This window comes from Pseudoclavibacter sp. CFCC 13796, from assembly GCF_008831185.1.
In the GTDB taxonomy this organism is placed as follows: domain Bacteria; phylum Actinomycetota; class Actinomycetes; order Actinomycetales; family Microbacteriaceae; genus Pseudoclavibacter_A.
Genome location: NZ_WBKD01000001.1, coordinates 1,525,277 through 1,544,166 on the forward strand (window position 1 = coordinate 1,525,277; position 18,890 = coordinate 1,544,166).

17 protein-coding genes are annotated in these 18,890 nt (G+C 64.6%); 14 read left to right on the forward strand and 3 right to left on the reverse strand.

The window, feature by feature from the left end; all coding sequences use genetic code 11:
- Positions 1 to 10: 10 nt before the first annotated feature.
- The 3 genes from F8O07_RS06795 to F8O07_RS06805 are packed head-to-tail and all read left to right on the forward strand — an operon-like array spanning position 11 to position 2,736.
- A complete protein-coding gene (locus F8O07_RS06795; RefSeq protein ID WP_158031326.1) occupies positions 11 to 739 on the forward strand; it encodes a hypothetical protein in 729 nt (242 codons plus the stop codon).
- Entirely contained in the window at positions 736 to 2,001 is a 1,266-nt protein-coding gene (locus F8O07_RS06800) for a C40 family peptidase (RefSeq protein ID WP_158031327.1), read from the forward strand. The genes F8O07_RS06795 and F8O07_RS06800 overlap by 4 nt, the downstream gene beginning before the upstream one ends.
- Before the next feature lie 12 nt (positions 2,002 to 2,013).
- Positions 2,014 to 2,736: a hypothetical protein gene (locus F8O07_RS06805; protein ID WP_158031328.1), complete on the forward strand. Its 723-nt coding sequence runs from the start codon at positions 2,014 to 2,016 to the stop codon at positions 2,734 to 2,736.
- On the opposite strand, the gene F8O07_RS06810 is transcribed toward F8O07_RS06805, so the two are convergent.
- The 3 genes from F8O07_RS06810 to F8O07_RS06820 are packed head-to-tail and all read right to left on the reverse strand — an operon-like array spanning position 2,722 to position 5,571.
- Positions 2,722 to 3,714 (reverse strand): J domain-containing protein, encoded by a 993-nt coding sequence (locus tag F8O07_RS06810; RefSeq protein ID WP_192496680.1) that lies wholly within the window; start codon positions 3,712 to 3,714, stop codon positions 2,722 to 2,724. The genes F8O07_RS06805 and F8O07_RS06810 overlap by 15 nt on opposite strands.
- A 16-nt stretch (positions 3,715 to 3,730) precedes the next feature.
- Positions 3,731 to 4,114, reverse strand: a complete 384-nt coding sequence (locus F8O07_RS06815; RefSeq protein ID WP_158031330.1) for a hypothetical protein — start codon at positions 4,112 to 4,114, stop codon at positions 3,731 to 3,733.
- 8 nt (positions 4,115 to 4,122) lie between these two features.
- Positions 4,123 to 5,571 (reverse strand): UvrD-helicase domain-containing protein, encoded by a 1,449-nt coding sequence (locus F8O07_RS06820; RefSeq protein WP_158031331.1) that lies wholly within the window; start codon positions 5,569 to 5,571, stop codon positions 4,123 to 4,125.
- A 53-nt stretch (positions 5,572 to 5,624) separates the two neighbouring features.
- Here F8O07_RS06820 and F8O07_RS06825 point away from each other — a divergent pair, with 53 nt between their 5' ends.
- The 11 genes from F8O07_RS06825 (at position 5,625) to F8O07_RS06875 (ending at position 18,876) form a co-directional block, all read left to right on the forward strand.
- Positions 5,625 to 7,730 carry an AAA family ATPase gene (locus F8O07_RS06825; protein WP_158031332.1) on the forward strand — a complete coding sequence of 702 codons (2,106 nt, stop codon included), beginning with the start codon at positions 5,625 to 5,627 and terminating at the stop codon, positions 7,728 to 7,730.
- Between the two features lie 29 nt (positions 7,731 to 7,759).
- Positions 7,760 to 8,665 carry a hypothetical protein gene (locus tag F8O07_RS06830; RefSeq protein WP_158031333.1) on the forward strand — a complete coding sequence of 302 codons (906 nt, stop codon included), beginning with the start codon at positions 7,760 to 7,762 and terminating at the stop codon, positions 8,663 to 8,665.
- Entirely contained in the window at positions 8,662 to 9,057 is a 396-nt protein-coding gene (locus F8O07_RS06835) for a hypothetical protein (protein WP_158031334.1), read from the forward strand. The genes F8O07_RS06830 and F8O07_RS06835 overlap by 4 nt, the downstream gene beginning before the upstream one ends.
- The gene (locus tag F8O07_RS06840; RefSeq protein WP_158031335.1) at positions 9,021 to 9,839 is read left to right on the forward strand and encodes a hypothetical protein; all 819 of its coding nucleotides are present in this window, start codon (positions 9,021 to 9,023) and stop codon (positions 9,837 to 9,839) included. Before F8O07_RS06835 ends, F8O07_RS06840 begins: the two co-directional genes overlap by 37 nt.
- 54 nt (positions 9,840 to 9,893) lie before the next feature.
- Positions 9,894 to 12,092: an ATP-dependent DNA helicase gene (locus F8O07_RS06845; RefSeq protein WP_158031336.1), complete on the forward strand. Its 2,199-nt coding sequence runs from the start codon at positions 9,894 to 9,896 to the stop codon at positions 12,090 to 12,092.
- A complete protein-coding gene (gene lepB, locus F8O07_RS06850) occupies positions 12,079 to 12,654 on the forward strand; it encodes a signal peptidase I (RefSeq protein ID WP_192496681.1) in 576 nt (191 codons plus the stop codon). The genes F8O07_RS06845 and lepB overlap by 14 nt, the downstream gene beginning before the upstream one ends.
- 33 nt (positions 12,655 to 12,687) lie before the next feature.
- Positions 12,688 to 13,008 (forward strand): hypothetical protein, encoded by a 321-nt coding sequence (locus F8O07_RS06855; protein WP_158031338.1) that lies wholly within the window; start codon positions 12,688 to 12,690, stop codon positions 13,006 to 13,008.
- Positions 13,005 to 13,238 (forward strand): hypothetical protein, encoded by a 234-nt coding sequence (locus tag F8O07_RS06860; protein WP_158031339.1) that lies wholly within the window; start codon positions 13,005 to 13,007, stop codon positions 13,236 to 13,238. Before F8O07_RS06855 ends, F8O07_RS06860 begins: the two co-directional genes overlap by 4 nt.
- On the forward strand, positions 13,231 to 13,557 hold the full coding sequence (locus tag F8O07_RS06865; protein WP_158031340.1) for a hypothetical protein: 327 nt from the start codon (positions 13,231 to 13,233) through the stop codon (positions 13,555 to 13,557). Before F8O07_RS06860 ends, F8O07_RS06865 begins: the two co-directional genes overlap by 8 nt.
- Positions 13,554 to 13,907, forward strand: coding sequence for a hypothetical protein (locus F8O07_RS06870; protein ID WP_158031341.1), 354 nt, complete (start codon positions 13,554 to 13,556; stop codon positions 13,905 to 13,907). The genes F8O07_RS06865 and F8O07_RS06870 overlap by 4 nt, the downstream gene beginning before the upstream one ends.
- Positions 13,908 to 14,826: 919 nt before the next feature.
- Entirely contained in the window at positions 14,827 to 18,876 is a 4,050-nt protein-coding gene (locus F8O07_RS06875) for a DNA polymerase III subunit alpha (RefSeq protein WP_192496682.1), read from the forward strand.
- Positions 18,877 to 18,890 lie beyond the last annotated feature (14 nt).

The following is an 18,890-nucleotide window of genomic DNA, read 5'->3' on the forward strand; positions in this document are numbered from 1 at the left end:
GTGACTGGGTATGCAGGCATTGAGCTCATGGGTGGACAGCCACCGCAAGTCCACTGTCGCGATTGCCTTGTTCATCGCCGTGGCTCTCGTGGCTGGCCTGTTCATCGCTCGCCAGGCCCGGTGGCAGTCGGAGCAGGACGCCCAAGCGGCTCGTAACGATGCTGCGGCGCAGGTGCCGACGGCGGACCGGAGCGGAGATGAACCGGTCGGCGGCTACGAAGCCGATCTGCCAGACGAGATTCCGGTGGACCCTGCAGCCCGCAACCGGGTCCAGCAGGCGCGAGTGGATGCCGCGGCAGGGTTCACGAAGGACCAAATGCGTCGGGCTCAGCTGGCGGCGCTGTCCATGTCGAGGTACCTGTCGCAGGAGAACCAGGAGCAGCGCCTCACGCGGCTTGCCCAGTACTTCACCGCAGACGCTGACGGAATCGCCACCGACACCCCGGTACTTCGCTCGACTCGGTACCTCGGTCAGGTCGGTGCCGTCGAGGAGACCTCTTCAGCGATCGGTGCCGCCGGCTCCGGCTTCGTGTCAGTCAGCGACAAACTCGGCACCGGTGTGCCGTACGCCGAGGTTCTGGTCCCGATCGACTGGCAGGCTCAGATCACCCTCGACGGGGCAGAACCGCTCACGTACATGGGATCGGCGTCATGGACGGTGTGGGTGCCGTACTACGGGTCCGACGGTGACAAGGCCGTCGCTGTCACCGAACCGGACCGTGGGAGCATCGGCCTGTGAGCGGCGGAACCCCGAAGATCCCGTCGAAGGCACCGTCGAGCGGAGTGAAGAAAGTTGGTGGTGCGGCAGCGGTACCCAAGAGCCGCTCCACACCAGAGCTCCCACGTCGCACGCCGGACGGCGCACCGGCACGCCAGCAACCGGGTAGACCCGGCGCGAAAGGTGCGGGCGGATCACCGGCGGGGCCGAAGAACCAAGCAGGAGCGGGCAGCGCAGGCAAAGGCCGAGCACCTGAGACAAAGGGTGCCTCCGACCCGAAGCAAGGTCAGGGCAAAGTCGCAGCTCAAGCGGCGGAAGTCGCCGACACCCTCAACTCCGGAGGCACAGAGAAAAAGCCGATGGGCGCGAAATCCCGTGCCATGCAGGCGGAGAACCTCGAGGAGGAAGACCACAAGCAGAACGCCGCAGTCAAGACGGCGGGCGCCGCGCTGGACGTATCCGGTCTTAGTGGCACGGCCCGCGGCCTGACCGGTCGCATGTCGGATGGCTCGAAGATGGACACCGGCCAACGCGTCTTGTCCATCGCCTCTGACTATGTGCCGTACCTGCGTGAGATTGCGAAGATCCCCGGGTTCGAGAAGGTCATCGGGAAGATCAACAACAAGCGCTACATCCTGATGGTCTGGCTGTCAGCAGTCGGCCCGTTTCTCCCCACAGTCTTCGCGTTGATGGTCGTCGTCGCCATCGCGATGTCCGGTGTCAGCACCCAGCAGAGCGCACTCATCCAGGCGGCCACGAAAGTCCAGCAGGAGGCAGCCTCAGCTGACGAGCAGGTGCAGGCTCAGCAGTGCGTGACAGGCACCAATGCGACGAAGACCGACGACATGGCGAACGGCTGCGACAAGGTCAACGTGACCTCGTCCGGCGGCGGTGACGGCAGTTCGTCGAACGAGCTCGGATCAGCGTCAGCCGACCGCCAGGCGGTCGTCGACTATGCCAGACAGTTCCTCGGAGTGCCGTACACGTGGGGAGGGAACAACCCCGACGAAGGCATGGACTGCTCCGGCTACATGGTCTGGATCTTCACGAAGTTCAACATCAGCCTCCCAAGAACCGCAGAGGCCATGAGAGATGTCGGCAAGTCCGTCACCAAGGATCAGCTGAAACCCGGCGACCTGATCGTCTGGACCGATCATGGCCACGTCGCCATGTACGTCGGCGACGACAAGATGGTGGAGGAGCCGAAACCGGGTCTCAGCGCACGCGAAGTACCGTTGCGCGACCCGGACAAGACGATCTTCCGCAGCATCATCAACGACTGAGGGGAACCCGGAATGAGCATGCAGCAGTGGTTCAAAGAGCGCCGTCGGGCAATGACTGTAGCGGCAATCGTGGCCGCAGCCGTCGCATTGGTCGCCCTTGCAGTACTGCGCACATCTGTCGACGCCCCAGGGCAGACAGGTGGGGGCAAGGTGCCCGACGCTGTCGCCTCACTGCCGTCCGAGGATGCGCATGACGAGAGCGGATCTACACCACAGGCGGGCGCTGCAGCTGATGGCGATCGTCGGCAGCAGGCACTCGAGGATCTGGACCGCATCCGCTCACTGCGCGGTGCAGGCCTCGTGCCGGGCGAACTGGACTTGGCAGGGCGTGCGGTGTCGACGTTCCTGACTTTCAGCTCCAAGGAGACGGCCGACGACCGCGCCTCGAGGGTGTCCACAGCCCTCGAAGACACCCCAGCCGACGAACCGTCAATCGCCCAAACGATCCTCGGCCGCCGTGACGTGCAGGTCCTCGACTTGGAGGGCAAGGTCACTGATGCCTCGGTCTGCGATGTCAGCGACTATCGGCAGGATGGGGTCGTCGACGCTGAAGTGTGCGTGACCGTCGCATGGCAGGCGCACATCAGCATGAAGGACGGCACGGGGCTCTCCGACCACACGGAGTCAGGGGTGGGAACGTGGATCGCAACAGTTCCGTATGAGCGCAGTGTCGACCGCGCCCTCACGATCCGCGAACCGTCATCAGCCGATATGACCTGGTCAGTGGACCGCTGAACGCCCAAGCAGGTCGGGCATCCGTTCAACCCGGCGCAGGAGAAGAAACGCCGACAGCACATTGGGCGACGTCGTCGTGGTCGCCTGTGTCCCCGTCGCGTTCAGCAGCAGGCAGGTGCCGGGCCGGACTGTATCTGGGCGATTCCAGAGCACCGTTTCCATCTCTGCGTCCGAGTCAAGGTCGGCGAGCAGGACCAGCGGGCGGCCGTGATCGGCGTTCTGTTCCTGGACCATCCAAATAGTTCGCTCACCTGCGTTGTTTCGCAGCGTGACCAGCGCGCTCGCCGTGCGTCGGGCACGGAGCACCGCGAACGACAGAGCGATGAAGGAGGCTGCGCAGAACGCCAGTGCTGCGATGACCATACGGGGCACCATGTATGTCTCGCCGACACCGACGAAACCTGCTGCTGGGATCAGGGCCAGGCCGGCCCAGCGTTTCACCTGCAGCCGACGGGCCCGGAGGATGAGCGCACCAGCCACACCGAAGAGCAGTGGGATTGCGTTGTCACCGCTCACCATGACTGCGGCGGTGACGGCTGCGACCGCACTGACGGCTCCCGGGATGGTCAGCCAGAGCAGTGCACAGCGGCGCAGACGGGCAACGTCGATCATGTCAGCCAAGGTGACCTGTGGTGCCGAAGGCTCCGGGTGCGAGGAGAAGACGGGTACGCCAAGGTTGAAAGTGGAGTCGGCCTCCGGTCCGCTCGGCGGTTCCGGCTCCGGCTCCGGCTCCGGCTCCGGCTCCGGCTCCGGCGCGGGCGCAGGCTTGTGGTCAAGATCGTAGCGGGCACGCAGCTCGCTCGTGCGGATCAGGTTGTAGGCCGCGTTGACGAGTGCTGTCGCTTCTGCACCGGCCTCACCGACAAGGTCAGGGTGGTTCTTGCGAACCTGTGCCTTCCATGCGGCACGGATGACTGCATCATCAGCATCGCGTGTGACGCCCAGCGTCTGATATGGGTCTTTCGGGGTGCTCTCCACTGGTGTCGCTCCAATCTCAGATGAACAGGTAGACGGCCAGCCCGACCACGGTGACGACCAGCTTTCCCACTGCGAACCAGATCGGCCTGCCGGGCAGGTCGGGGTTGCGATGTTTCAGCACCATGGTCCGGACGCCGGCGTGGAGTGCGACAGGCAGCACCAGCAGGCTCGCCGTCCAGAACAGCAGGGCGAACCCGTTCGCGTAGACGGTGAGTCCCTCGCCGAACCGGAAGTAGACGCCGATGATGAGCAGACCCAGCGGCCAGCTGATCCGTGAGCGGTATCTGATCAACAGCTCACGAACCGTCAGTTCAGGCCACGCGAACGTGTGAAGGTAGGCGAAGAGCCGCTGGTGGAGCATCGGTTCTCGGCCTGCGGGGTCATGTCGGCGTCTGATCATGCTGCGGCCTATGCGCGCCCATCGGCAACAGCCATGGCGTCCAGATGCCGTTTCGCACGGGTGACTGCGACGTAGTTCACCATGGCCTCCTCCTGTGGCAGGCCCTCCTTGCGGTTCGCTTCGATCATCTCCGTGAAGTCGGAGGCGAGCCGCACATGCCTCCACTCGCGGCCTTTCGCCTGATGGCAGGTGGTGACCACCACTTCGGCGTCCTCCTGCGCTGCAGCCGTCTCCAGAGCGGCACGAATCCGGTCGCTGCCGTACGAGTCGACGATGGAGACCTGACCGCGGAGCTCCATCGGGCATTCCGGCTGCTCGGCGTACTCGACCACCTGCTCCCAGCTGCTGAACTGCCCGAAGTCGGCGTTCGAGGTGAAATGGCGCTCCAGCAGGTCTTCGGCGACACGGGCGACTTTCATCATGCCCTCGGTCTTCGACTCGCCGACGACACCGACTCGGATGCCACGGTCCTGCATGTTCAGCATCTCCTCGATCATGCGGGCGTTCGTCCGGCAGATGATCGCGTTTGGTGTGCGGTGGCTGTTGTGGTCAAGCCAGACGCTGGACTTCGGGCGCATCCCGGTGATCCGCCTGTTGTCGCCGAGACGGGAGAGCCAGTAGTTCGCCTCCTCGGCGATCGCCTGCCCGAACCGGAATGAGACGGTCATCGGCAGCCGGTTGCCCGAGAACGAATCCAAGGCGTCGACGGCGCCCCGCCAACCGTAGAGCTGCTGGGCGGAATCGCCGACGGTGATCACCTGTGCGTCCGTCTGCTGTGCGATCACGTCTGCGAGCACCGGGTTCGCGTCCTGCGCCTCGTCGAAGAGGATGAAGTCCTGTTCCAGCGTGGGATGGGACATCGCCCACATCTTCATGATCTGGTCGTGGGTGACCGGGGTCGCGGCGTCCTCCAGCTGCGCTGAGGACCAAATCTGGCCGGCGATACTCCGGATGAGCGGAGCGAGCCGTACCTGCTGGTCTGCGTTCAGCGTCATGAGCTCCGGGAAGACGACGTCCTGATCGGTGATGGTGTCGCGGTTCGACTGGCAGAAGCTCTGCACCGTTCGGAGGCCGAGATGCATGGTCTGCCAGGAGCTCAGCCGAATCTCACCGTCTGCGTAGGGGATGGCGCCCCACGCCTCCTTGCGGGCTTTCGCGTCCGGGAGTCTGGCTCCGTTCCGGTTGCGCCGGGGCACGCCGAAGGCGTGGTAAGCGATGGAGTTCGCCGTGGAGACACGGGTCGTCGTCGGGAAAACAGCGCGTGCGTCTGCTGCGACGTGGCGGTTGTAGGCGAGGTATAGGCCGGGCTGACCGCTGCGCTGCGCCATGGTTCTCAGAATCGTGGTCTTGCCCGAACCAGCGCACGCCTCAATGGACAGTCTGCGCCCCGCTGTGAAGGCGTCAAGGATGTTCTGCTGCTCATCCGTGAACCGGAGCTGTGCGGGTGCCTGTGTCATGACTGCGTTGTGCGCGGAAGCTGCCGCAGCCGACGCCGCATAGGGGGATGACGATGAGCACACATATCGGAGTCGTAGAAGTACCGGGCCTGGTCGAGCCGCTGACCCGGGCCGGGTTCGACGTGATCACCGGCGATGAGTGGAAGTCAGCTGCCAGGGCAGTTAGAGACGCACGAAAGCTGGTCGGTGCGTTTCCGATCATCATCGGTGACGTCAGCCGCCCCGCGATACAGGCATGGGTGGATGCGACCCTGTCACGTCGTGATTCGCGCATCCTGGCCATCGTCGACGAAACAGTCGCAGACCGGGCAGATCTGAACAGCAGCAGCGACCTGTTCACTGTCATGCGCACCCCAGTCACCGTCGAGCAGCTACTGGCCTGGTTGCAGGTCGGCTCTGACACCGGGCTGCACGGCACGCTGGAGGGTCTGATGACTTTCGTCACCTCGTCACCAGAGCCCGACGTTGATCCCGAACTGGCTGATCTGTTCGACCTCGATGCGGCCGACACCTCCGCAAGTGTGGCCCTGCCGACCGATGAGACAGAAGCCGACGAAAGTGGCTACGACGACTTCACGCCGACACCGGAGCCTGTGCAGCGGTCAGAGACGCCCTTGGCACCACCGCTCCCAGAACCGGAACCACGAGCAGAACCGATCCTGCCGCTCCCGACCCCAGAACAGGAGCCAGAGGTCTCGAAGTCGGCTCCGGAGGCTACAGACTTCCCGCTGCCAGAGCCGACCCGTGCGTCGGACGTGCAGCCGGAGCCGCTGCCCGAACCGCAGCCAGCACCTGTGCCACAGACGCCCGCACCTGAGGCTGAGTCCACGCGCAGCATCATAGACGAGCTGTTCAGCACCGCACCGGCAGCCCCACCATCAGGTGAGCCTCTACTACCAGCCGCGCCTCATCTGATGCCGGCCCCCGAGAGACCACCGAGCGCCAGCTCGGATGACTTCCTCGCCGAGCTGTTCGGGAGCCCGAGCCCGGAACCAGTCGCGCCTGCTGCGCATGCACCCGAACCGTCATCCGATGAGCCGGTGCTGGAGGAGGCAGAACCAGTCGACGTGGTTCCGGAGCCACCCGCAGAACTGTTCGTGCCGCCAGTACCTCTCATCGTCGACGGGGAGATCGGGCCGCTGCCGAAAGACGACCGTGCGGTCGCCGAAGAGGAGTCTGCCGAGACCGTTCGGCAGCATGCCGACGCGTTCGACGAAGCCACCGTCGTCGCCCCGGAGGTCGGGCATATCACGCCCCGTGATTCGCTCCCGCGCTACCCGGAGTCGAGCACCCCCGTCGTCTTCACGATGGCGGCGAAAGGCGGTGTCACGAAGACGACAACGGCGCTGTCACTGGCGCACCGTGCGGCAACCGTGTACGGCAAACGGGTCACTGTCATCGACATGAACAGAGGCCAAGGGTCGATCTGCCAGATGCTCCGGATGGATACCGAGCGTCGCCTCACTGATGAGGGGCTGCCGACGGTCTACGACATGGCGGTGACCCGGCGTCCGGAGGCTGCACTGATCCTCCCGGAGCGAGCCAGCCATTTCCGGCCACATGAGCTCCCGCCGATTCCATTCGCTCTGATGCTCGCCCCGACGGACCTGCTCAACGACCCTCTCCTGGTCGACGATGCCCTCTACCGCACAGCAATCGACTATGCCCGGACGGTCAGTGACTTGGTCATCGTTGACACGCAGATCATCGAATCAACCGATGTCTCCGGCCTCGTCGACAACGTGATGGCCCCGCTCGTGCGTGAGCGCGGTGCGTGGGCGGTAGGGCTGTTCGAGAACAACCGTGAGGCGATCGCCAATCTGAAATCGCGTCTGGAGAGCGACTTCTCCGGCGCCCCGACGGGCCGGGTCCTGCTGGTCACCTCGCTGATCCACGAGCGTTCAGAACTCGAGACCGGCCTCCTGTCTGGAATCGAGACACGGTTCCAAGGGCTCGGCCAGTATCTTGGGGCGACCTTCTACGATGCGGCGTTCCGCGACAACCTGAACATCGGCCTGTTCGACTCGTCGAGCCCCGCGGTCGCCGAGGTCACCGACAAGATCGTGTCACGAGTGCTGGGCGAGCCCCCACGACTGGAAGCGAGTGAAGTCACACCGAAACGAGAGAAACGGCGGGGCCTGTTCAGGAGACGCAGGTGAGGGGAGCGCCTCCTGCTGCGGAGCGGATCGTGGAGAAGCTGGAGGCCTGCCTGTGGAGCCAGGCCGCCGCACACCTCGATCTGGATGCGTGCCCGGCCAACGGGGTGATTGCCCTACTACCCCAGTTCGCCCTGCACCCGCCGATGATGAACGTCGGGCGCAAAGCGCTGACCAGGCACCTGCTGCACCTGCGGCTCCAATGGGATGAACCGATCGTCCAGGTCGTCCCATCCGGGACTGTCGTCACCGCGCAGTGGTGCACGACATCCCTCGGGCATGCGCTGTCCGGGACGAAGGTTTTCCTCGCCGACGACATTGCAGGCGAGCAGTACTTCGGCCAACGGCAACTGCACCGAAAAGTCTCCCGCCTCCAGCGCGCAGGGGTGCGTGCCCGTGCGGAACTGCTGCACCTGTTCGAACCGTTCGTCCGGGAGCAGCTCGAGCGTGCCAACTTCTCCCTCTCATCGGAGATCGCGGACTTCCACAATCGGTCGACGCCGACGAGGAGCCAATCCCACAGCGAGAACCTGCTCGACGACACAACCGTGGAGCAGATGGTCACCGAGATGCTCTACGGCACCAGCGAGCGACGCTCAGACGTGGAACGGCTCATTGACAAGGCTCTCGCCCCGGAGTCTTTAGACGGGTGCGATCTCGACCGCATCTTCAGATACGGGGTGTGGTCTCGGGCGCGTTCGACCGTTCAGCGAGCGATCGGCGACCCCCATATCGGACCGAAGATCCGGAAACTGGTTGGCAAGGCGGACAACCTCACCTACGCGCAGGTCATCGAGCGATACCGGCAGCTGTATCCACGTGAGCACCTCTCCTGGGAGCGCACGGTCAAAGCGCTCTCTGCACCGCTGCCTCAGGGACAGACGTTCACATGGGCTGCGGAGACGCTCGAACGTCAGCCGAAAGAAGCTGCCCTATGAGTCCGGACATCGTCGCCGCACGTGATGCTCTTCACATCGCACGCCTCATGCGAGCAGAGTACCTGCTGGGGGTGAACGACGCCGTACTCACCATCGACGACGTCATCAGGTCATCCCGGCAGCCCGCGCGCTCACCTCTGCGGAGAATCCAGCTCAGGCAGCTGCTCATGGCCCAAACGGGGACGGGGCCGAAGGGCGCTGACCTGACCATCGAGCGGATGTTCGATCTGCTTGAACTCCGCAGGCCACCGAAGAGACCCACGATTGCCTGGCTCCTCGACGAACGGGCCGGTGGTGTTCGGTTGCGCGCATTCCTCGACGCACGGACCACCTCAAGCGAGCCTCCCTGGCCGCAGTGGCCCTACGAGACCACGAGGGGGAAGTCGCAGTGAGAAGAGATGACGCGAACGGGGCGGCAGGAGAGTGGTTATCAGGGCGGATCACCACTGACGAGTTCCTCGCCCAGCTGAGGACACCCGCCATGAGCTGGGTGCGCTCGGCAGCGTCCCGCAACAACCTTCCGTACGCCGAATACGAGGATGCGCTCTCCGAGGTGATGGTCGCACTGGTCCGTGCCGTGCACCTCTACGACAGCACCCCCGCTCTGAAAGCCAATGTCAAGAACTGGTCGGCGATGCTCCGGCAGGTCGCCGTGCGGGAGACCTACCGGTTCTGCTCGGCCCACCGCCAACATGGTGTCGGTGGTCTGTCTGCGATGACTCGACGCAGCGCCAGGATCACCAAGGCGCGGCGCGAGCTGACGGCGGAGCTCGGGTACGAACCGGATGACCAATCCGTGGTCGACCATGTGAACGAGCAGGTTAACCGGTCGGTCCGCGACCCCGTCAAGGCAGGGGCACGTGTCTCCGTGGACGATCTCCGTCCCCACCGGGTTGTCACCGGCGATGACGCCCACATGGAGCGTCTCCGAGCGGCTGACGTTCAACAGGACGTAGACGTCGCCATCATGATCGACCGGGTCATCCGGGAGTGCGAGCGCCGAGACCCTGCCGTCGGGTCGGTCGCGCGGGCGTGGGTCGGACGAGTCGCCGCCACCGGGGAGGTCGCCTCTGTCTCCGAGATCAGGTCAGCCACCGGGCTGTCGGTCAGAACCGTTCGCGCCCACATCGAACAGGTCAGGTGCGCGCTCACACAACGACTCGACGAACGGTGACCCACGCGCATAGGTGCCACGGAAAGAGGAACCACAGAGCGACGGAGTTGACGGATGACCGAAGATACGAACGAGGCCGAGGTCTCTGCGTTCCTGCATGAGCTGGTCGCGGACGCGGTCGGGCCCGGCGTCACGCCACGATCAGGTCAGTCCGCTCTTGCTCGAGACATGGCGGGAAGGCCCCGAGTCGCCGGCGAGGCACCGACGGGCGTCGGGAAGTCGTTCGCCGCACTCGCCAACGCTGCCGTGAACGCGCGACACGGTCGCCGAACCCTCATCTCCACCGAGTCGTTGTCCCTGCAGTCCCAGATCATGAACAAGGACGCACCGGCAGCGCAGGCCACTGACGCCCGGCTCCGCGACGACGGCAGCTCATTCAGCATCGCGGTTCTCAAGGGATGGTCGAACTTCGTCTGCCTGGCGAAGGCGATCGCTTCCGCCCGTGAAGCGGTCGGCACCCCGTTCGCCGGCAAGGTAGGCGCCGAGGAGATTCCAGAGCTGCTGGGGAGGCTCGGTCGAGCCACCGGTGCCGTCACCGTGGAAGATGTCGACTACGACGCGTCCGAGATCGTTCCAGCACTGCGTTGGGCGCTCGATGGGGCGTCAGACACCGGGGACCGAGCCGACTGCAGCGTCCCCATGAGCCGCGGGCAATTCCGTCACCTCTCCATCTCCAGTGAGGAGTGCGCTCGGACCAAGTGCCCGTTGTTCGACATGTGCTACCCGCAGGCAGCGAAGAACGCCGTCGCAGAAGCTGACGTCATCGTCACCAACCACAGTGTGCTGGCGGTTCAGGCGGCGAAAGCGATCCCTGTCATCCTCGGGAACGCGAACGTCGGCCAGATCGATCAGGTCATCGTCGACGAAGCCCACGCGCTCCCGCAGACGGTGCGCAGCCAAGGTCAGGAGGAAGTCTCCGCCCGCAGGGTCAGGTCGCTCATGCGTTCGGCGAAACGCCTCGTCGCACCTGGCAGCGGCACACGCGTCGACCGATGGTTCGCTGAAGGCAAACGGCTTGCAGAAGCCCTCCAGACGACGTGCTCATCATGGCTCGACAGCCGGCAGAACAACGACGGTGCATTCGTCCAAGACGACCTGCCTCTGGACAGCGTTCGTGAACAGCTCGAGGGGTGGGCTGGAACACTCATCGGCCTGATCGACCCGCTGGAGAAGATCGCAGCCGCCGGACACGACATGAAGGGTGTGCAGTCAGCACGGCACATCCGCTCCGCCGTCACCCACTTCACCCACGCCATCGAACAGGTCGCCGAGCACCGCGGTGGGGTCGCCCGGTGGGTGGAGCAGGTCCGATTCCGCGACGGGACCGAGATGCCGGCGATGCAGTCCGCTCCGGTCAGCGTCTCCGGCATGATGGCCACGAACCTCTGGGAGTTCGAGGGCGGCGAGGAGAACGACCCGATCCTGCCGCCGGAACGGATCGACCTGATCAGCGGCACCCTGCAGAAGAGCATCGGGCAGGAAGCCGGGCTCGACGTCGGCTGGAGTGAGTACGAATCACCGTTCGACGAAGCCTACGGCGAGAGCCTCCTGTTCGTCCCGAAGTTCACCGCCGAGCAGGCGGACCAGATCGCCGACCCCGGGTACAAGGGGCGCTGGCGCTTCTCGACGCAGAAGCACCGTGACGTCGCGGCACGCATGACCGTCGATCTGGTGGGGGCCTGCAGCGGTGGTGGCATCATCCTCAGCGCGAACAGTGCCAATGGACGCGAATACGCGCGCAGGCTCCGTCAGGCGTACCCGCAACGGACCATCCTCGACCAGTGGTCTGGGGCTGGGGTGCAGGAGCTCGTCAGCGAGTGGCGCGACGACCAGCAGGCCATCCTCATCGGCACCAAGTCGATGATGACCGGAGTCGACGGCCCCGGACGCACGTGCGAGCTGGTGATCATCGACCGTCCAGCACGCGCGCAACGCAACCCTGTCGATGAAGCGCGCGTCCAGCTCATCTACGAACGCACCGGCGACCGCTGGGGCGCTGACCGCTACGTGTACGTCGCCGACGCCGCGATCCTCCTCGAGCAGGCACTCGGGCGGCTGATCCGCTCCACCGACGACATCGGGGTCGCCGCAATCCTCGACTGCCGTCTGACGAAGACCTCCGTGGTCAGCTACCCGACACCGACCCGGAACCTGTACCTCCATGCGGCCAGGCGGTTCACGCAGAAGACCACCAGTCTCGGGAAGGCCCTCGACTTGCTGGGCCGGATGGGAGGCGGACGTGCAGCCGCGTAGCCAGAGGATTCTCACCGTCATCGGGATCGCCGCCGCCGCATTCGTCTGCGGGCTGGTGCTGAAGCTCACCGTCCTCGGGATCTGGCTGGTTCCCTCCGATTCCATGGCACCGACCCTGCAGTCAGGCGACGTGGTGTTGGCGGTCCGGCCGGGGACGAGCGTCAGTCAGCTGCACCGCGGCGACGTCATCGGGTTCGCAGACCCCGGAGGTTGGATGACCGACGACCCCGACGACCACAGCCACCAGCTGGTGAAGCGTGTGATCGGGCTCCCCGGTGAGCACGTCAGCTGCACCGTCGGGTCGGACACAATCGAGATCGACGGTCGCCACATCGTGGAGCCCTACCTGGACCAGCCTGCCTGCACGGTCGCCTTCGATGTCACCGTCCCAGAGCACGCCGTGTGGATGATGGGCGACAACCGCTCCGACAGCGCCGACAGCAGGTACCACCAGGACACGCCTTCCGGCGGGTTCGTCAGCGACCAGTGGATACGCGGCCGGGTCGTCGGGATACTCAGCCCGTTCCAGCGGATCACGCAGCTCCCGCGCACACAGGGCTGAGACGCACACCACGCACCCCGTTGGAGGAACCCGATGACCGAACACTACTTTCAGGGTGTCGCGTGCAACAGCGCAGACGAAGCGTCTTTGGCAGCGGAGATTCCACTCTGCCACGTCGACAACCCACCCGTGGACTCCGCTTACATCGCAGAAGCCGTTATCGGTTCAGACTGGCTCAAACAGCATGACCGCCAGCTGCAGGACACCGCATGGCAACAGGGTTTCACGCGCGGGTATCAGGAGGCTCAGGGGTACCACGGGCTCGGCGACCTTGGATGCGAAGGCCCCGACTCCTTGGACTGTGACATCTCATCTCCATACGCAACACCGACAGAAACAGGAGACAGCATTTGAGCAAGGTCACCGCATGGCTGGTACTGCGCGACACAGAGCGCAAGGGGATCGTGGCAACGCAGGTTCGTCAGAATCGGCCGCCGCTAGCAGAAGACGAGGTAGCTGTGAAGCTGTCGCTTGACGTCGACAGGCGGATCTTCGACGCCCCTGTCACTGTCACCGCGACGATCGCCGCTGACGATGTCGTTCGCCCGGAGATCAGAGCAGAGGTGGGAAGCGGCAATGAATGAGCATGATGAGGCTCTGCATCAGGCTTCATCCGCACCCGGCGAGGTGACTGTGATGGATGCTTTTGGAGAGTTGGAAGAGACCATTCGTGAGCGCGTCTACGACCACGCGCAGAACATCCATACGTTCATTGGGAACGACTCGTTTGAGCAGCGAGACATCGTTCTCAACCAGACAGCCAGAGACTTGCTTGAATCGGTCGCCTACCTACTGATCGAAGCTGAAGACACGACGTGCGCCGACTTCGCTGACAAGCTGCTCGGGCACCTTGGCCTGCTCGACGACGAAGGCAACCTCAAGGAAGAGGGGGCAGAACGATGACCGATGCAAGGCATGAAGCTGAACGGCAGGCAGCACAGCCGGTAGACATCACCGAGGACATGGTGGCGGTCGCGGTTGAGGCGGTTGAGTCTCTGGACTGGGGACAGCGGCATGGCGGGGAGGACCCGTCAACCGATCAGATCGTGCGCGCAGCGCTCACCGCTGTACTTGGAGGAGGAGATGACGAACGCGACGAGGCCCTTCATCATGCGGAGATCGCACTCAGCAGAGCGGCAGCCGCGAACGCTCAGCTTGGACGGGTACGGGCGATTGTCGACCGTTCACGTGGTGACTCTCTCGACTGGCCCGTGCTGTGGCAGGAACTCGACGATGTGCTCCAAGAAGGGTGAATCATGAGCCCAATCACATCTGAGGCTTCCCGTGGAAGCAATTCACTTCTGGATGGATGTGCAAGACCTATCGCAAGCGCGGAAGACATTCAGCGGCTTGGGGCCTGAGGCCGACTTCGAACAGGGGAAGAGTGGACCTCCACTGCTCAAGAGCGCTTGGATCGCGAACTGCCGATAGTGCGGAGATCAGGCGGCCAGCCACATAGCCGAGCGACAGCGTTACTCTCGGTCTTTCTCTGCATGACACCCCTGTAGTCTGTCCGACATGGACTCTCAGGGGTGGCTTGGACTCCGGCGAATGCCTCGCATAGGCACCGACTTCGAGGTCGATCTCCCGAGATGCCGTCTCTGGTCCATCCTGCAGCACGAAGTGCATGGTCAGTATCACCACATTGCCGTGTACTGGGTCCTGACGAAAGGACCGGTCGGGTGGCTCTATGAGGAGGACTCGGACGCGCTGTTCGAAGGCGGCTTTCTCAGTGCCGTCGGCGACCGGACGTTCTGTCAAATCTGGGTGACACGCAAGTGGGGGAGAGTCCTGCCACCACCGCGCTGGTCGGAGTACCTGCGCTTGCGCGGGATCGGTCCGAATTGGGCACAAGAGCTCCAACAGCAGGATGGCTGAAATCGCCCGGGACCGGTCCCAGCTCAGTGCCTGTGCCGGCGATCCGTCGATGCTCTCTGCGTAGTCGTCCAAGGTACACAGAATGCCTTGGTGCGCCCAGCTGCGGAGGGCGGCTGCTTCGAACCTTCCATACCCGGACGACCCTGCCCCGGCGTGAGACCGCCCATCCCTATCTGTCACCATGCCTGATTCATACCAACACGTGTTCAACTAAGTGTTGGTACAGCTGCAACGTCCCTGCAGATGGGGACACGTTCGAGGCGACCGGCTGGGTCCACGCGCATAGTCATCTGCATGTTCACCCACCTGCACGTGCACACCGAGTACTCACCACTCGACGGTGCCAGCCACCTGCATAAGCTGGTGGCACGTGCCGCGGCCGACGGGCAGCTTGCGCTGGCGATCACAGACCACGGGAACATCGGAGCCGCGTGGGCGTTCCAGCAGGAATGCGAGGCAGCCGGGGTCAAACCGATCATCGGGTGCGAGGTGTACTTGGCGATCGGGTCGCGTTTCGAGCGTGACAGCCTCACCGTGGAGGCCGACGACTCAGCCGACTTCGATGCAGCATCGGCCAGAGAGAAGACCAAACGCTACTACCACCTCACTCTGATCGCGCAGAACACGGCCGGGTGGCACAGCCTGAACCGCATCCTCGTGGAGGCCGAACAGCACGTCTGGTCCCACCCCCGCATCGACTACGACCTCCTCGCCGCCAACAGTGAGGGCCTCATCGTCCTGACCGGCTGCCTCGGCGGCCCCGTCCTCGGGAACATCTCCACCGCCGTCTCCGAACGTTCACGGGTCGACATGCCAGACGTGCCCGCAGGCCTGCTCCCGGACGCCGATGAGCTCGTCAAGGAGATGGCCGAGCTGGACGCGGTCGCCACGCCGGACGAAGGCAGTCTCGAGCAGCTCGAACTGCGCCGCTCTCAGCTGGAGCTCGCCCGAACCGAACTCAACAGCCGGGCAGCGCACCCCTTCTTCGACGCCTACCGATGCGCCATCGGTCACGAACGTGCTGCCGACGAAGCCGAACAGCGGGCCCGGCAAGCACTCGAGGCCATGATCGCCGCGGTCGGCCACGACAACGTCTACGTGGAGGTGATGGAGCATGACATCGCTGCTGAGTCGGCAGCACTGCCGGCTATGGCTGCTCTCGCCGAAGAGTACGGGCTTCCTCTGGTGGCGACGAACGACTCCCACTACACCGCGCCCGAGGACGCGGCCACGCATGAGGCGATCCTCGCCATGCAGTCCGGGAAGGCCCTCGATGACCCGAAGCGTTTCCACTTCCACGGTGCCGGCTACCACCTGCGAACCGAGGCCGAGATGCGCGCGCTCCGCCCAGAACCGTGGTGGCAGACGGCCTGCGACAACACCGCCTTGGTCGCAGACCGGGTACAGCCCCGGGTCCTGCCGAAAGCGCGGATGCGACTGCCGAAATACCCTGTGCCTGACGGGTTCGCCGACGAGATGGCATACCTGCATCATCTGGTCGCACGCGGTGCGCGCACACGGTACGGCAACCCGCTGCCCGACGATGTGCGCCAGCGGCTGCGCACGGAGATGTCTGTCATCGGTCAGATGGGCTTCCCCGCCTACTTCCTGATCGTCCACGACATGATCCGGTGGGCGAAAGACCACGGCATCATCGTTGGGCCCGGACGAGGGTCGGCTGCTGGATCTTTGGTTTCCTACTGCCTCGACATCGTCACCATCGACCCGCTGCGACACAATCTGCTATTCGAACGGTTCCTGGAGCCCGGTCGAAAAGGCATGCCCGACATCGACACGGACTTTGAGAAGGCCCGTTTCAACGAAGTCTACGACTGGGCGCAGCGCACGTACGGGCATGAATCGGTCGCGAGGATCGGCACGTTCGCGATCGCCACCACCAAGCGGGCGATCAAAGACGCGGCACGTGTGCACCGGCTGTCAGGGCTTGGGGATCGACTGTCGAAAGCTGTCCCCGTCGTCGGTGGGAAGCCCTACACGTTCACACAACTCGCAGACGAAGACGACCTGAAAGGGGAGAAGTACCGCACGGTGCTGCAGCGCTCAGGCGCCGACGGTGCACAGATCGTCGACCTCGCAGAGAAGTACGCGAACACCATCGCCGGCACCAGCGTCCACGCCTGCGGTGTGATCATCTCCGGCAAGCCCCTCGTCGGGAACGTGCCACTGCGGATCGACGCGAAAGAGGCGACCGAGGGCCGGCAGGTGTTCATCACGCAGTGGACGGGCCCGGAGCTGGAGGAGCTCGGCCTGCTGAAGATGGACATGCTGCGCATCCGAAACCTCGACGTGATCGCCAAAGCCATCGAGTACATCGAGGCGACCACCGGGGAGCACATCGACTACTACGACCTGCCTGACCCGGACACCCAAGGAGACCCCCGAGTCGCTGCAGCGTGGCAGCTGCTGAGGGAAGGCCGCACAGCCGGTGTCTTCCAGATGGACTCCGATGGGATGCGCAAACTCACCCAGCAGGTGCAGCCGACCAATCATGAGGACCTGACCGCGATCCTCGCCCTCTACCGGCCCGGTCCCATGGGAGCCGGCATGCACGAGACGTACGCGCGCCGCAAGACCGGCCGTGAAGCCGTCGACTACAGCTACCTGACCGACGACCCCGACGAGGCCCGGTGGATCGACACCGTCCTCGGCGAGACGTACGGCGTTTTCGTCTATCAAGAGGAACTTATGCGCTTGGGAACCGTCGTCGCAGGGTTCGACGCAGCCATGCGCTCAAAGCTGCGCAAAGCGGTCGGGAAGAAGAAGCGGGCGCTCCTGGATGAGGTTTTCACTGCACTGAGAGATGGTGCCGGCCGTCAGTTCACTGATGCGTCGGGCACCATCACCTCACCCGTGTTTCAGGCGGCGACAGTCGAGCGGCTCATCGACACCATGCAGGGTGCAGCGTCGTACCTGTTCAACAAGTCCCATGCGGCGGCGTACGCACAGGTCTCATTCAACACTGCCTATCTGAAAGCGAACTGGCCGGCAGCGTACGGTGCGGCGCTCCTTGCCTGCACAGATGATGACGAGAAGCGTCTCACTGCGATCAACTCGCTCAGAGACGAGGGTGTCGCCATCCTCCCACCGGACGTGAACCGCTCCCGCAGTGAGACGTTCCCGGAAGACGACACGTCGATTCGCCTCGGGCTCGGTGAGGTCAAAGGGGTCGGTGTTGTCGGTGCTGCGGTCGTCGACGGACGTCCGCAGGAGGGGTACACCTCACTCGGTCATCTGAGGGAGGTGCTCGGCCCGGCTTTGGACGCAGGTGTGCTCGAAGGCCTGATCTGTTCCGGTGCCTGCGACAGGTTCGGGCCGAGGCTCGGGATGCTCACCGTGTGTCGGGCCCTGCCGAGCGGTGAATCGATCGACATACCGGCGGTCGAGTTCGGTCTGCTGGAGCGCAGCGTCCGGGAGCGAGACCTGTTGGGGGTGAGTCTCTCCGATAACCCGTTGGCCCGCTACCGCTCACAGGTGAAAGCGTGGCGTGTGCCGGGGATCGAGGACGCCGCTGACGGTTCAGCGATGGGAGCGCGGGCAATCCCGGTGCACCGGATCCCGGACGCCGAGGGTGCTCGTGTGGTGGTCGCCGGTGTCCTCGCTGGTGCGAAGGAGCGCGCGTACTCGAAGGGGCAGATGCTGTCCGTCGTCATCGAAGGCGGCAGAAGCTCCATCCGCGGGGTCATGTGGGCCGAGGACTTGGCCTCCCAGCAGCGCAGCGAGGACGGCCTGCCGCCGGTCGGCTCCGTTGTCGCCGTGAGCGCCCGTGTCCGCGTCCGTGAGGTGGAGGTCACCGACGAGCGCGGGGAGGTCATCGACGTCGAGCAGGTGAAGGAGCTCACGGTCATGCATCTGTGGCGCATCCCGATCGACGAGGGCCTGCATGAGGACCGGCTGACCGTTGAGGCAGCCCAGCAGGCGTTCGCGCTCATGCGTGAGCAGAAGGTGCAGCGGTTCGTCGACGTACAGCCGCAGGCTGGGGAGTTCAGTCCGCTGGAGCAGTGTCTGCTGGCACCGCTTCGGAAGCGTCCTGTGGTCACGGTCACAGTCTGCCCCGTGTGTGGAAGGCACCGCTACATCACCGGGTCGGGGCCCGCTCGGTGCACGATCACCGCAGGTTGCATCGGGCGCCCGGTGAAGGCGCTCACCACTGCAGGACGCACGGCGAGAGCACCCAGTGTGGTTCCTCCGCAGGCACCGCACCAGGAGACACCGCCTGAACCGACTGTCGACGAAGACCCCCATCCTGCGGCAGCGACAGCGGACGCACACCGTCATACCCCGCGTCCGCCGACTCAGCATGCACTGCGTGCGACGCTGCTGTGACCTCAGGGGATCGC